The organism is Marinobacter nitratireducens (assembly GCF_000708045.1).
GTDB lineage: Bacteria > Pseudomonadota > Gammaproteobacteria > Pseudomonadales > Oleiphilaceae > Marinobacter > Marinobacter nitratireducens.
In genome coordinates, this window is the sequence record NZ_ANIE01000009.1 from 497,214 (window position 1) to 510,607 (window position 13,394).

A 13,394-nucleotide genomic window follows, 5' to 3' on the forward strand; every position below is an offset into this window, starting at 1 on the left:
GTTAGCCGTGAGCCAGCGGGTGCCGACGAGCGGCCCGAATGATTACCAGGCCACCCGCGCCGAGGGTGAGGCCGGTGAATTTCGCCAGGGCGCAGATGGTGGCACTGAGGCTGACCAAGTCGGTGGGTGGATCAAAGTTGTTCAGTAGTAGAATGTTTTCCGCCATGTCGCCGAGCCCGGCAGCAACAAACAGGGCGCGTATCCAGCGGGCAACCATTCGCTCGCGGACACCGGGCCTGTCCCTGGTCAGATGGCGCGTCAGCAGGATCATGCTCAGCACATAAGCCGGGATGAACAGGAAATCCACCCAGAGCGAAACTCTGGCCCAGAAGCTGCCGTCTGCCCCCCAGTCCTCAATGATCGCGAAAGCCTGGTCGGAACTGCCGGCCAGTTGAAAGCTGATAATGCCCTGCGGCGCGGCACTGGTTGTCAGGGGTTGATTGATGAGCAAGAGCAGGCCGAGCAACGCCCCGGTTGTGATCAGGCAGGTTTTCAGGCTGGTTGCCAATGCTGCTGGCCCATGTTCCGGTTCCATCACAGAAAGCGCTCCAACAGGCTGTTGAGATACCGGTGTCCCAGGTCGGTGGCCTGGATCCGGTGCTTATCCAGAAGCTGTTCCTTACGCAACTGTTCAAGTTTTACCGCAATGGTGGACAGGGGTAAACCCGTGCGCTCTCTGAAAAGTGCTTCATCAACGCCCCCGGAAAGCCTCAGAACATTCATCAGGAACTCAAGGGGCCGTTCGTCCAGCTCAATGATTTCAGTACCTGCGGTGCGGCTACCGATCCGGTTCAGATAGGCCTCCGGCTGCCGGGTTTTCCAGTAACGCGACACATTACCGTCCGGTAAACTGATCTTGCCATGGGCTCCGGCGCCGAGGGCGAGGTAGTCCCCGAAGGTCCAGTAATTCAGGTTGTGTCGGGATTCCCGCCCCGGGCGGCACCAGGCCGATACTTCATAATCGCCAAAACCGTGGCTTCTGAGGAAATCTGAACCCTGTCGATAAATCTCCCAGAGGCGGTCGTCATCGGGCAGGCTCGGCGGGCGGCTATAAAACTCAGTGTTGGGCTCCAGGGTCAACTGATACCACGACAGGTGGGGAGGCTGGTGGTCCAGAGCGGCGGCGAGGTCAGCCAAGGCATCGTCGGGGGTTTGCCCCGGGAGTCCGTGCATCAGATCGATGTTGAAGTTATCGAACCCGGCCTCTCGCGCCGTCTCGATGGCACGATGTGCCGCGTCCCGGTCATGGATCCGCCCCAGCGCTACCAGGTGCTCGGGGTTGAAGCTCTGAACCCCAATTGAGAGCCGGTTGATGCCGGCCTCGCGGAAGCTTTCAAAACGTCCCTGTTCGAGTGTGCCAGGGTTGGCTTCGAGGGTGATCTCGGCATTGGGATCCAGTTCGAGGCGGGCGCGAAGCTCGCTGAACAGGCGTTGGTAGAATGGCCCGGACATCAGCGACGGTGTGCCGCCCCCGATAAACACAGTCTTGACGGAGCGCCCGGCCGTCAGCGCCAGATCCTGATCCAGATCCTCAAGCAAGGCCTGGAGATAACGATCTTCCGGGATGTCCTGTTTTTTGAGGGCGTGTGAGTTGAAGTCGCAGTAGGGACACTTGCGAACACACCAGGGCACGTGGATGTAGAGACTCAGCGGCGGGCGAACCGCCGCTGCGGGGGATGTGTTCACTGCCTCAGGCTCCGGCCCTGAGCTGCTCAATCAGCATTTTCAGGGCTCGGCCCCGATGGCTGATGCGGCTCTTCTCTGAGCGGCTGAGTTCAGCCGCGCTGCAGCCGTGCTCGGGAACGAGAAAGACCGGATCATAGCCAAAGCCGCCTTCGCCGCTGGGTTGTTCCAGGATCGATCCTGGCCAGCGCCCATGGCAGATCACGGGTGTCGGGTCATCGGCATGGCGCAGGTAGACCAGCACACAGTGGAATTGAGCCGTACGTTCCGGTTCGGGGATGCCGGACATTTCAGCAAGCAAGTGGTTAACGTTGTCCTGGTCGCTGGCCTCGGCGCCGGCGAAGCGCGCCGAGCGCACGCCAGGTCGCCCGCCCAGGGCATCGACGGCCAGTCCGCTGTCATCAGCGAGGGCTGGCAGCCCGGTTGCGAGGGCCGCGTGCCGGGCCTTGAGGATCGCGTTCTCGACAAAAGTGACCGCCGGCTCCTCGGCTTCGCCAACGCCTAGCTCGCCCTGAGCTACCGGTTTTATGCCCATGGGGGCCAGAAGATCCGTCAATTCAGCAATTTTGCCTTTGTTATTGCTGGCAATAACCAGTTGTTGGGTCATGTCGGGCTCAGTCGCTGAACAGCGTGTGGGCAAACCGCACGGGCAGGTCCTGCTGATGTCCTGTCGGTCGTGCAGTCACATTGAATGTCATCAGCTCGCCGGAGAGATACTGATATTCGGCGATGAAGTATACGGCGTCGCCTTCCTGGATTCTCCGAAACGCCAGGAACTTGACCTGCTGGATGTCATTGGCGACCTTTCCTTCTACCTGCCCGCTGACAGGCACCAGCTGGCCGTTGTCACCTTCTTCCATAATCGAGATGTTGATGATGCCAATGCCTTTGCTGCGCTGCAGGTTGTTGGCGCGAGCGACCTCCGGAGCGAGAAAGGTGCTGGGCAACACGCTCCAGTGAACCTGATACTCGCCGAAATCTTTGCTGCCCGCCGCCTGGGTTTGCAGACTCGTAGCCAGCAGCAAAGCGGCCAGCGCCAATTGAACGAGAGTCATGGGTATGAGCTTGGTCATTGTTCGTTCTCCCTCGTAATACGGTAGATGGCAATTTCACCCAGCAAGTTGGGCCACAGACGAGCCAGCCAGCTGTTCTGGTGCTGGCCGTCGACAACCCGGCGACTGGTGATCCGGATACCCTTTTGCCGGCACAATGCTTCGAAATCCTTGAACGTGCAGAGCCGGATGTTCGGGGTGTTATACCATTTATACGGTAGCGCGTCGGATTCGGGCATTCGACCACTTAACGCCAGCCCCCAGCGCAGTCGCCAGTGAGCAAAGTTGGGGAAGGTGACGATGCCCTCCCGGCCTACCCGCAGCATTTCGTCGAGCACTTTGTCCGGGCGTCGGACAGCTTGCAGCGCCTGGGTCATCAGCACCACGTCGAAACTTCCATCATCGAAATTGCCCAGCCCCTGGGTGTCCAGGTTTTGCTCGATGACGGCAACGCCGCGCCCCATACAGGTAGTGATGTGATCGGGATTGATTTCCAGGCCGAAGCCGCTGGCGCCCCTCTCACGCTGCAGGTAGTCCAGCAGGGTGCCATCGCCGCAGCCCAGGTCGAGGACATGGTAGCCGGGACGGATCCACTGTTGGATGATGTCGAGGTCCGGTCTCACGCGCCCACCTCCCGTGCAATACGATCCATATAGGCATGAAACACGTCGGTATACCTCGGTGTCGGGATCAGGAACGCGTCGTGGCCCCAGGGCGCATCAATCTCCGCGTAACTGACCTTGCGGCGAGCGCCGATCATAGCATTAACCAGCTCTTCAGAACGTTCCGGGGCGAATCGCCAGTCCGTACTGAACGACACTACGAGGAATTCGCAACTGGCTTCCGCCAGCGCCTTGGAAAGATCGCCGCCGTGATCGTATGCCGGGTCGAAGTAGTCCAGCGCCCGGGTCATCAGCAAATAGGTGTTGGCGTCAAAGGTCTCGGAGAATCGTTCACCCTGATAGCGCAGGTAACTTTCAACCTGGAACTCGGCGTCGTAGCCAAAGGTGTAGGCCTGGTTCCTGAGCTCCCGGCCAAACTTCTCCCCCATGGAGGCGTCCGACAGGTAGGTGATGTGGCCGACCATCCGGGCCAGCATCAGGCCACGACGGGGAACCACGTTGTGGTCGTAGTAGCGGCCACCATGGAACTCCCGGTCCGTGGTGATGGACTGCCGGGCCACTTCGTTGAAGGCGATGTTCTGGGCGGTTAGCCGAGGCGTTGAGGCAATCACTACGGCGTGCTTCAGCCGATCCGGGTAGTCGAGACTCCACTGCAATGCCTGCATGCCACCGAGTGAGCCGCCGACTACGGCCGCCCAGGTGTCGATGCCGAGGCGATCGGCCAGCAAGGCCTGACTCTTGACCCAGTCACTTACCGTGACGACAGGAAAGTCCGGGCCATACTGCTTCCCAGTAGCGGGATTAAGGCTGTTGGGACCGGTGCTGCCGTGACAGCCGCCCAGGTTGTTCAGTGCGACCACGAAAAAACGGTTGGTATCGATGGGTTTGCCCGGGCCAATGCAGCTGTCCCACCAGCCAGGCTTCCGGTCTTCCTTTGAGTGGTAGCCAGCGGCGTGATGGTGGCCGCTCAGGGCGTGGCAGATCAGTACCGCGTTGCTGGCATCGGCGTTGAGTTGACCATAGGTCTCGACCACCAGGTCATAACTTGGCAGCGTCTGGCCGCAGGCGAGATCGATCGGTTCATCGAAATGATAGGTCTGCGGGGTAACGATCCCGACAGAATCCGCAGGCAGGGAATCGGGCATTGGCGCGACAGGTTCCTGATCCGGTCCATAGGTGTCATGCGGCAACGAGATCCTCATTGCCAGCCCAGCAGTTTAAAGCCGGGCTGCCAAGCCTGCAACTGCCTGCCTCACACGGACAGGGGCTCACAGAACCCCAGAGATATTCACCACTTTCTGCTGGATCATGGTCGGGGCCGGTTTGCGAATCTGGCGTTGCATGGTGTCGGCCAGCTCCAGCTGACGGCGGAGGTCGCTGATGGTGTTGTTGAGACGCTCCCGTTCGGCGCGCCCATCCCGGTCATTGCGGACCATGTCCCGCAGGCGCCGAATCTGGTGTTCCAGTAGCTGCTTTTGCTCCATGGAATATTGCATGATCGGCAGCAAGGCTTCGTTGGGCCAGCGCTCGACGTCTCTGCGTACCCGGGCGTGCAATGTCCGGGCCTCGCCGACCATCACGTTGAAAAAGCGGCGAACCAGCACGGACTGCTCGGTCAACAGGTTTTTCGGGCTGATCCGGAACCGACGGGCCTTCTTGCGCAGCTCGCGGATGGCAATGACATGTCGCCCGGCCCTGAGGGGGATAGGCTCCAGGTGCCGGGCTCGAGTGTCTTCGTTATAGCGGCGATAAATCGCGCCCACCATTTTCTCGGCCAGATGCCCTTCGCTGAGGAGGTTGGTCAGATCGCTTTCCAGTAGCTCGAAGAACTGATCCATGGCGCGGTTCATGCCGGCTGTGGTCCAGCTCTTGGACATGTTCTTGCGGATTCGTTCGGCGTGACCTTCGAACCGGTCCTGGCTGACCAGCTGCTTCAGAAGGTCACCCTGAGAGTCCATCAGGCGACGGCTGGATCGCAGGGTGATGAGCTTCTTGTAGTAAAAGTCATAGTCCTGCTGTGCCCGGTCGGCCAGTCGCTTGAGGGCGGCCTTGTCCAGCGTTGCGCCTGAACAGGCCTGCAGTTCCTCCTCCAGGGATTCAAGCCGTGTCTGCATGGCGGCCTGACTGTTCTGTAGCATACCAAGGAGGTCATTGATCAGGCTTTGCGTAATCAATTGTTCCTTGTGCATCAGGATGCGTTGAATGATCAGCTCTTCCAGGTGCCCGATGTTGGAGCGATCAAACAGAGTCTCGTCCTTCCGAACCCTGGAAATCAGTCCCTGCTTGGCTGAGAGAGGAATAACATCTTTCTGGTGCATGCCAAGGTGGTCCGCGGTGTAGTTGCGGACGCGTTCAATGGCTTCCTGAGTGTGGCTTTCGCCCTGGAGATCGTCCCATAGGATGTCGATCTTGTTGAGCACGGCAAACCGGCCTGCGCGATGATCCGCGTGTTCGGTATCGATGTGCTCTTTCCAGATGGTCATGTCGCTGGCGGTTACGCCGGTGTCTGCGCTGAGCACAAAAATCACGGCGTGAGCGCGGGGCAGCATGCTGATGGTGAGCTCAGGCTCGGAGCCAAGTGCATTCAGGCCCGGAGTGTCCAGAATGCGCAGGCCGCGTTCGAACAGTGGGTGCCGGATGCTGATCTGGGCATTCCGCCAGGCTGGAACCAGAACGTGGCCTGGATTGTTGCGATCGGCCTCAAGCATGGACTCGTCAAAACCGAGTTTGCGTGCTTCATCGGGGGGCACGCTCTTGACCCGGGCCACTTCTGCCAGGACGTCACGCATGACCTCCGGGTTGCGCTCGTCCAGCTCGTGCTTAACCCAGCGCTCGGGTTCTTTTCGCAGTTGCTGGAGCGACAGGTCGCCGATTCGCGTCTCTATGGGCAACAACAACAGGTAATTTTCGTTGGCGGTGCGATCGAAGAACAGTTCGGTGGGGCACATGGTTGTGCGGCCTGCCTGGGACGGCAGCATGCGTTGACCATACTCCGAGAAAAACAGGGCGTTAATCAGTTCGGTCTTGCCACGTGAGTACTCACCCACGAAGGCAATGGTGAGCTCATCTTCAATCAGTAATTCCAGCCCGTGCCGAATTCTGGTGCTGACGTCTTCCGAGAACAGGTTGTTGTCCTGCAACCACAAGCGGTAGCGGCCGATCTGGCGGATCAGCTCTTTTTTCCAGTTGTGGTAGGCCTCTACCTGCTGCGACAGAGTTCCCTGCGGGTTCATAGGATTTTCCTTCTGCGCGACTTCCGGGCTGCCCGTAATCCTGAATCTGGCAAGGGCGACGGATTAATTAGTAGTAATACTATCCTGTTGTTGGGAGCTTTGCGCTAGCGGCCGGGCGTTAAATGGAGCGGTTGGGGAGGGTGAGGCTTTTTAAAAAGCCTGACAAATCAAATGGTTGATCTGCCAGGCGTGCAAGATTTGTTTTCGTGGCAATGTGTTACGAAGTGTTTCAGTGAGAACCGGTTTACATTCCCAGGCCGATGGCGCCCAGGCCTGCAGCCAGCTTCATGTGTTCAATCACGACAGAAAGCACGTTCAGGATCAGAAACACAATGATGGGTGACAAATCCAAACCGCCCATGGCTGGCATGATGTTTCTAACGGGGCGCATGACCGGCTCGGTGATCTGCGCCACCAGCTGGATCGCCGGGTGGCCACTTGCCGGAGCAATCCAGCTCACGACCACGACGGCGATAACGGACCAGAAATAGATCTTGACGATCAGGTCCAGTACGTTCAGCACGGCCCATACCAGGAGCGTGATGGGATTGATCGCAGGCATCCCACCATTGAGTGCAATCAGGATCAGAAAGAAGGTGATCGCCTGGATGATGATGGCCAGCACCAGCGAAGCACCGTCGATACCGCCCCAACCCGGGATGAACCGGCGCAGGGGGCGAAGCAGCGGGTTGGTGGCCTTGACTACGAACTGGGAGATCGGGTTGTAGAAGTCGGCCCGGGCAAGCTGCAACAGAAAACGCAGCAGGACAATCGTCATGTAAAAGGTGGATGCGATCAGCAGGATGGTAATCAGGATGTCTGCCAGCATGAAGCCGTGTCTCCGTTATCGGTTACTGTTTGCCTGCGAGTTCTTTGGCCATTTCTTCGGAACGCCGGAAAGCCGCATTATAGGCTTTGCTGACCAGTTCGCGCATGCCGCCCTCTTCGAACGTATTGATGGCCTGTTCGGTTGTGCCGCCCGGTGACATGACGTTGCGCTTGAGCTGCGCCGGGTCGTGCTCGCTGCGGGCAGCCATTTCCGCAGCGCCGGCCATGGTCTGTATTGCCAGTTGGCGGGCAGTGTCCGCGGCGATGCCAGCCTCTGTAGCCGCAGCTTCCAGCGCTTCCAGCATCAGGAAGAAGTAGGCGGGGCCGCTGCCGGAGAGGGCGGTTACGCCGTGCAGCAGATTTTCGTCGTCCACCCAGAGTGCGGACCCGATGCTTTTGAAGACGGACTCTGCCAACGTCTTCTGCTCGTCTTTTACATGCTCGTTGGCAAACAGGCCGGCAGCACCCTTGCCGACCAGCGACGGGGTGTTTGGCATGACTCGTACGAGTGGCAGGCCGCCTCCCAGCCAGTCATCGAGGGTTTGCGCCGTCAGGCCGGCAGCGATGGAAACCATCAGCGGTCGTGTATTTTGCACAACCGGCGCAATATCCCGGCAGACATCCGCCATGACCTGCGGTTTGACCGCCAACACAACCATATCAGCCTGCTGTGCGCAGTAGCGGTTGTCGGTGGTCACGCTTACACCGAACTTGTTGCGGAGGTTCTGGAGGTGGCCGTCATCCGGTGCGCTCACCCAAATGGCGTCCGCCTGATGACCGCTTTCCAGCATTCCGCCGATGATGGCGCTGGCCATGTTGCCGGCGCCAATAAATGAAATAGTGGGAGATGTGCTCAAGGTTCACTCCAACGGTTGATCGGTTAAACGTCCGGCCCTGATCATAGCAGGAACCGTGGTATTCAGCTCTTCACAGGTCGCGCACCAAAAAGGGCCGTTCCTACCCGTACCCAGGTCGCGCCCTCGGCAATGGCAAGCTCAAGATCCCCGGACATACCCATGGACAGAGTGTCCAGCGGGCCGGCATCGGGATGGCCAGCTTTCAGGGATGCCAGTGTCGTCGCCAGTATATGGAAGCTGTTCCGCAGATCTGTTTCGCTCTGGCTGGGGTCGGGGATCGTCATCAGACCCCTGAGTCTGATTCCCGGAAGCTCCGAGATGTCGGCAATCAATTGTGGCAGCTCGTCCAGGCGGCAGCCGGATTTGCTCTCTTCTTCGTTAACGTTGACCTGTAAACAGATGTTCAGCGGAGGAAGCGATGGATCTCGCTGTTCGCTGAGCCGGCGGGCAATTTTCAGGCGATCGACACTATGGACCCAGGCAAAACTGTTGGCGATTTGGCGGGTCTTGTTCGATTGTATCGGGCCGATGAAATGCCATTCGATATCCAGAATGTCGTTCAGCGCTTCGATCTTGTCCAGGGCTTCCTGCAGGTAGTTCTCTCCGAAGGCTCGTTGTCCTGCCAACACGGCCTCACGGAGTTCGTCCGCGCTGCGGGTCTTGCTCACTGCCAACAGCTGCACAGAATCCGGTTTGCGCCCGGCCTGCAATGTTGCTTTTTGTATGCGTCGGGTTACGCTCCCGATGTTGTCTGCTATGCTGCTCATAGTGTGAGATTGCCACGTCCGGTCCTGTCACTTGTACGGTGACACGTTACCCGCAGGTCACTGAAATGCCAAGTGAACTACAGTGGAGTAGCACCGGGCTGAAGCGCCAGGATAAAAGAAGAACGCCTTCCGAGGACCCCTATGGATATTACTGAACTGCTTGCCTTCTCGGCCAAACAGGGTGCGTCTGACCTGCACCTGTCTGCTGGCCTGCCACCAATGATTCGTGTTGATGGTGATGTTCGCCGGATCAATTTGCCGCCGATGGAACATAAAGAGGTTCACGGGCTGATCTACGACATCATGAATGACAAGCAGCGCAAGGACTTTGAAGAGTTCCTGGAGACTGACTTTTCCTTCGAAGTTCCCGGTGTTGCCCGTTTCCGTGTCAACGCGTTTAACCAGAACCGTGGCGCGGGCGCAGTGTTCCGGACCATCCCATCCAAGGTTCTTACTATGGAAGATCTGGGCATGGGCCAGGTTTTCAAGGATATCTCCTCGGTTCCCCGGGGGCTGGTGCTGGTCACGGGGCCGACAGGTTCTGGTAAATCCACCACCCTGGCGGCGATGATGGATTACATTAACGATTCCCGCTACGAGCATATCCTCACCATTGAGGATCCCATCGAATTCGTGCACGACTCCAAGAAATGCCTGGTCAACCAGCGGGAAGTCCACCGCGATACCCTTGGCTTCAATGAAGCGCTGCGATCGGCATTGCGGGAAGACCCCGATATTATCCTGGTGGGCGAGCTCCGGGACTTGGAAACCATTCGTCTGGCACTGACGGCAGCAGAAACCGGTCACCTGGTTTTCGGCACACTGCACACCACCTCCGCGGCCAAGACCATTGACCGTGTGGTCGATGTGTTCCCGGCCGAAGAGAAATCCATGGTTCGCTCCATGCTGTCGGAATCCCTGCAGGCGGTTATTTCCCAGACCCTGATGAAGAAGATGGGCGGCGGCCGGATTGCGGCTCACGAGATCATGATTGGCACCTCAGCGATCCGGAACCTGATCCGTGAAGACAAGATCGCGCAGATGTACTCGGCGATACAGACCGGCGGTTCCATCGGTATGCAAACGCTCGATCAGTGTCTGGAACGCCTGCTTCAGAAAGGTCTGATTTCCCGGGAAGCGGCCAAGGCCAAGGCCAAGATGCCGGATAACTTCTGATCGGGCTGGATAAACAGGATAGGTAACAACAATGGAATTCGAAAAGCTGCTTCGGCTGATGGTGGAGAAGGGTGGTTCTGACCTGTTTATCACGGCAGGCGTTCCCCCGAGCATGAAAGTGAACGGCAAGGTGCTTCCGGTCACCAAGAATGCCCTGACACCGGAACAGACGCGGGAACTGGTTTACGGTGCGATGAATGATAAGCAGCGCGCCGAGTTCGAGGAAAGTCACGAGTGTAACTTTGCGATCAGCGCCCGCGGTGTCGGCCGATTCCGGGTCAGTGCCTTCTTCCAGCGCAACCTGTGCGGTATGGTGCTGCGTCGCATTGAGGTCAAGATTCCGCAGATTGATGATCTGGCCCTGCCTGAGATCATCAAGGACCTGGCAATGACCAAGCGCGGGCTGATCATGTTCGTGGGCGCAACCGGTACCGGTAAGTCTACGTCCCTGGCCGCCATGCTGGGGCATCGGAACCGCAATAGTCGTGGCCACATTATTTCCATTGAGGATCCGATCGAATTCGTGCACCAGCACCAGGGTTGTATCGTGACCCAGCGTGAGGTGGGAATCGACACCGAAAGTTTCGAAGTGGCACTGAAGAATACCCTGCGTCAGGCTCCGGACGTGATTCTCATCGGTGAGGTCCGGACCCGCCAGACCATGGAATACTCTGTGCAGTTTGCCGAGACCGGTCATTTGTGTTTGGCAACGTTGCATGCCAACAACGCCAACCAGGCATTGGACCGGATTATCCAGTTCTTCCCGCCCGAGCAGCACAACCAGGTCTGGATGGATCTGTCGCTGAACCTCAAGGCCATCGTGGCACAGCAACTGGTGCCGACGCCGGATGGCAAAGGCCGGAAGGCGGTTATCGAAGTGCTGATCAATACCCCGCTGGTGGCGGACCTGATTCGTAAGGCGGAAGTGCACAAGCTCAAAGAGTTGATGGCGAAGTCCAACGAATCCGGTATGCAGACCTTCGATCAGGCCCTGTACAGGCTTTATGCCGAGGGCTCAATTACCTACGAGGACGCATTGGCTCATGCGGATTCCGCCAACGATCTGCGCCTGATGATCAAGCTCGGTGCGGATGCCCAGGGAGCGGACCAGTTGTCTTCAACGGTCGATAAACTGTCCATTCAGGATGATTAGACCAACGTCGTAAATCAGTAGGCTTTCAAACCAGTAGTTTTGGCATTTGAGGCCTTTGGCCTGTGCTGCGTATACTCCGCGCCGAGAAAAATAGGAGATACCATGCACAACCGACTCAACAATCTTACACGCGCTGTTCGCCTGGCTTCGTTGGCCGCCATCGTCACACCTGCAACGGTGGCCGCAGGTGGCTTCTCCCTGAACGAGCAGAGCGCCAGCGCCATGGGCACCGCAAATGCCGGTGCCGCCGCCAACCCTGAAAATGCAACCACCGTGCTATTCAACCCGGCGGGCATGAGCCAGTTGTCCGGTACCAATATTTCTTTTGGTGCCGCAGTCCTTGATATTGACGCAGAGGCGAAGGACGGTACGACGTCAGCGACCAATCAGCTGGGTGGGACCGTAAACGGTAGTACCGGTGGCGACATTGCCGACCCTGCGGTTCTGCCAAATGTCTATTTGACCCATGAGGTCAGTGAGGCCATCGATGTTGGTTTTGGGATTCACGCTCCCTATGGCTTGGCCGCTGATTACGAAAATGATTTTACTGGCCGATATTTTGCCGACAAGACCGAGTTGACGGCGATTTCGTTTTCTCCCTCGGTGTCTGTGAATAATGGCGAAGGCCTTTCCATGGGCGTGACCATGAACATCATGTACGCGGAGGGACGTCTCTCCAAGCTCCAGGATGTCCGTGGTGGAATCTACCAAAATCTTGTTCTTGGCGGCGCGCCTGCGGGGGCGGCCACAGCCCAGCAGGCATCGCAGCTGGGGGATGCCTATGAGGCGACCTTTGGTGCCCCCTATGCGGATATTGAGGGCGACGATGTCGCTGTCAATTTCCGGGTAGGCTTCCTGTACGAGCTGTCTGACAAGACGCAGTTGGGGCTGACGGCCCAAACCGGAACCGAGTTTAATCTCGATGGCGACATCAAGATCAGCGGGTATCCGGTTGCGGATGCCAACTCACCGATTGGTCTGTCGCCGACCACGCTGACCGAACAGGTCAGGGTACCGCTCGCGATTCCCGAAAGCGCGACATTCGGTATCCGCCACCAGCTAACGGATAAGGTGACGTTGCTGGCGGGCGCCACCTACTCGCGTTGGAGCCGCTTTGAGGAACTGGACATCAACAGCACTGAAGGTGCTGGCGGTGAAGTTTCAACGGTGATCGGGCGTACGGGTGACACTCCCATTACCCATATCACTGAACAGTGGAAGAATACCTGGCAATTCAATGCGGGTGGCATCTGGCAGGCGACGCCTGAATGGGCATTCAAGGCAGGCTATGCCTGGGATGAGTCGCCGGTGGACCAATATGTGACCGCCCGTATCCCGTCAGAAGATCGCCATTGGCTGACGCTCGGCACACAATGGCAGGACGCGCAGTCTGGCTGGACCGTCGATGCAGCCATCGGCACTTTGATATTTGCGGATGATGCGAAGGTGGATGAATACTCCTACCTGCATGACGCACCCGATACGGTTGATCCGGCCTCAGGTGCTTCGAACTACAAAGGGACCTATGAGCTGAGCGCCTGGAGCGCATCCTTCCAGGTCAGCAAGGCGTTCTGAGGACCTTGCGGGATTTGGCTGATCAGAGCACTCTGATCAGCCAATCACCTGGCCGCGGTAGATGACCTTTTTCTTCCGCGCCAGCTCTTCCGGGGTCGGGGCAGCGGCTTTCGTTTCCGGCTCGCTCTCCGCAATAACCTGTCCCCGATACATCCGCTTTGGGGTGTCTTCCACTTCGCCTTCGGTCGTCTCTTCTTCCAACTTCAGCTGTGGGACCTGCTCTTTGAGGGACTCCCAGGTACGAACCAGATGGCTTGAGCGGGTCTTGCTCGCATAGCTTGCCAACTGTTTTTCCAGATGCTCTTCGGTGAGATGGAGCTTTACGCCGAACTCGGTGTGAATCAGGCGGCGGCACTGGTGCACCAGCTTGAGCAGGCCGGGATCCAGAAGCCAGCTTCGTTCAGACGCCAGAGAAGTCATGTTTTAACCTCGGAGTGATGTGTCACA

14 protein-coding genes are annotated in these 13,394 nt (G+C 58.3%); 3 read left to right on the forward strand and 11 right to left on the reverse strand.

Annotation, left to right across the window (positions count from 1 at the left end):
* Nucleotide 1: 1 nt before the first annotated feature.
* From D777_RS16235 to D777_RS16280, 10 genes are all read right to left on the reverse strand, one after another.
* The gene (locus D777_RS16235) at nucleotides 2–535 is read right to left on the reverse strand and encodes a hypothetical protein (RefSeq protein ID WP_036134255.1); all 534 of its coding nucleotides are present in this window, start codon (nucleotides 533–535) and stop codon (nucleotides 2–4) included.
* Complete coding sequence (gene hemW, locus D777_RS16240) at nucleotides 535–1,686, reverse strand: radical SAM family heme chaperone HemW (RefSeq protein ID WP_036134257.1); 1,152 nt, start codon at nucleotides 1,684–1,686, stop codon at nucleotides 535–537. The genes D777_RS16235 and hemW overlap by 1 nt, the downstream gene beginning before the upstream one ends.
* Nucleotides 1,687–1,690: 4 nt before the next feature.
* A complete protein-coding gene (gene rdgB / locus D777_RS16245) occupies nucleotides 1,691–2,290 on the reverse strand; it encodes an RdgB/HAM1 family non-canonical purine NTP pyrophosphatase (protein ID WP_036134259.1) in 600 nt (199 codons plus the stop codon).
* Between the two features lie 7 nt (nucleotides 2,291–2,297).
* Entirely contained in the window at nucleotides 2,298–2,738 is a 441-nt protein-coding gene (locus D777_RS16250; RefSeq protein ID WP_264673457.1) for a DUF4426 domain-containing protein, read from the reverse strand.
* A gap of 14 nt (nucleotides 2,739–2,752) precedes the next feature.
* A complete protein-coding gene (metW, locus tag D777_RS16255; protein WP_036134263.1) occupies nucleotides 2,753–3,358 on the reverse strand; it encodes a methionine biosynthesis protein MetW in 606 nt (201 codons plus the stop codon).
* Complete coding sequence (gene metX / locus D777_RS16260; RefSeq protein ID WP_036134265.1) at nucleotides 3,355–4,503, reverse strand: homoserine O-succinyltransferase MetX; 1,149 nt, start codon at nucleotides 4,501–4,503, stop codon at nucleotides 3,355–3,357. Before metX ends, metW begins: the two co-directional genes overlap by 4 nt.
* A gap of 123 nt (nucleotides 4,504–4,626) precedes the next feature.
* The gene (locus tag D777_RS16265; RefSeq protein ID WP_036134267.1) at nucleotides 4,627–6,591 is read right to left on the reverse strand and encodes a dynamin family protein; all 1,965 of its coding nucleotides are present in this window, start codon (nucleotides 6,589–6,591) and stop codon (nucleotides 4,627–4,629) included.
* 244 nt (nucleotides 6,592–6,835) lie between these two features.
* Entirely contained in the window at nucleotides 6,836–7,420 is a 585-nt protein-coding gene (locus D777_RS16270) for a YggT family protein (RefSeq protein ID WP_036134269.1), read from the reverse strand.
* A 22-nt stretch (nucleotides 7,421–7,442) separates the two neighbouring features.
* Nucleotides 7,443–8,276 carry a pyrroline-5-carboxylate reductase gene (proC, locus tag D777_RS16275; RefSeq protein ID WP_036134271.1) on the reverse strand — a complete coding sequence of 278 codons (834 nt, stop codon included), beginning with the start codon at nucleotides 8,274–8,276 and terminating at the stop codon, nucleotides 7,443–7,445.
* 62 nt (nucleotides 8,277–8,338) lie between these two features.
* Nucleotides 8,339–9,043: a YggS family pyridoxal phosphate-dependent enzyme gene (locus D777_RS16280; RefSeq protein ID WP_036134273.1), complete on the reverse strand. Its 705-nt coding sequence runs from the start codon at nucleotides 9,041–9,043 to the stop codon at nucleotides 8,339–8,341.
* A 141-nt stretch (nucleotides 9,044–9,184) separates the two neighbouring features.
* Between D777_RS16280 and D777_RS16285 the strand changes: the two genes are divergently transcribed.
* The 3 genes from D777_RS16285 to D777_RS16295 all read left to right on the forward strand — a co-directional run bounded on the left by D777_RS16285 (nucleotide 9,185) and on the right by D777_RS16295 (nucleotide 12,947).
* Complete coding sequence (locus D777_RS16285) at nucleotides 9,185–10,219, forward strand: type IV pilus twitching motility protein PilT (protein WP_036134275.1); 1,035 nt, start codon at nucleotides 9,185–9,187, stop codon at nucleotides 10,217–10,219.
* A 31-nt stretch (nucleotides 10,220–10,250) separates the two neighbouring features.
* Nucleotides 10,251–11,372 carry a PilT/PilU family type 4a pilus ATPase gene (locus D777_RS16290; protein ID WP_036134277.1) on the forward strand — a complete coding sequence of 374 codons (1,122 nt, stop codon included), beginning with the start codon at nucleotides 10,251–10,253 and terminating at the stop codon, nucleotides 11,370–11,372.
* A 102-nt stretch (nucleotides 11,373–11,474) separates the two neighbouring features.
* Nucleotides 11,475–12,947 carry an OmpP1/FadL family transporter gene (locus tag D777_RS16295; RefSeq protein ID WP_081849585.1) on the forward strand — a complete coding sequence of 491 codons (1,473 nt, stop codon included), beginning with the start codon at nucleotides 11,475–11,477 and terminating at the stop codon, nucleotides 12,945–12,947.
* A gap of 36 nt (nucleotides 12,948–12,983) precedes the next feature.
* Here the strand turns inward: D777_RS16295 and D777_RS16300 are convergent, their stop codons facing one another.
* Nucleotides 12,984–13,367, reverse strand: a complete 384-nt coding sequence (locus D777_RS16300) for a hypothetical protein (RefSeq protein WP_036134279.1) — start codon at nucleotides 13,365–13,367, stop codon at nucleotides 12,984–12,986.
* Between the last annotated feature and the right edge of the window lie 27 nt (nucleotides 13,368–13,394).

Coding starts and splice junctions, on each gene's coding strand:
- rdgB (WP_036134259.1), bottom strand. CDS start 2,290: ATGACCCAACAACTGGTTATTGCCAGCAATAACAAAGGCAAAATTGCT.
- D777_RS16290 (WP_036134277.1), top strand. CDS start 10,251: ATGGAATTCGAAAAGCTGCTTCGGCTGATGGTGGAGAAGGGTGGTTCT.
- D777_RS16280 (WP_036134273.1), bottom strand. CDS start 9,043: ATGAGCAGCATAGCAGACAACATCGGGAGCGTAACCCGACGCATACAA.
- D777_RS16250 (WP_264673457.1), bottom strand. CDS start 2,738: ATGACTCTCGTTCAATTGGCGCTGGCCGCTTTGCTGCTGGCTACGAGT.
- D777_RS16285 (WP_036134275.1), top strand. CDS start 9,185: ATGGATATTACTGAACTGCTTGCCTTCTCGGCCAAACAGGGTGCGTCT.
- metX (WP_036134265.1), bottom strand. CDS start 4,503: ATGCCCGATTCCCTGCCTGCGGATTCTGTCGGGATCGTTACCCCGCAG.
- D777_RS16295 (WP_081849585.1), top strand. CDS start 11,475: ATGCACAACCGACTCAACAATCTTACACGCGCTGTTCGCCTGGCTTCG.
- D777_RS16270 (WP_036134269.1), bottom strand. CDS start 7,420: ATGCTGGCAGACATCCTGATTACCATCCTGCTGATCGCATCCACCTTT.
- D777_RS16300 (WP_036134279.1), bottom strand. CDS start 13,367: ATGACTTCTCTGGCGTCTGAACGAAGCTGGCTTCTGGATCCCGGCCTG.
- D777_RS16265 (WP_036134267.1), bottom strand. CDS start 6,591: ATGAACCCGCAGGGAACTCTGTCGCAGCAGGTAGAGGCCTACCACAAC.
- D777_RS16235 (WP_036134255.1), bottom strand. CDS start 535: ATGGAACCGGAACATGGGCCAGCAGCATTGGCAACCAGCCTGAAAACC.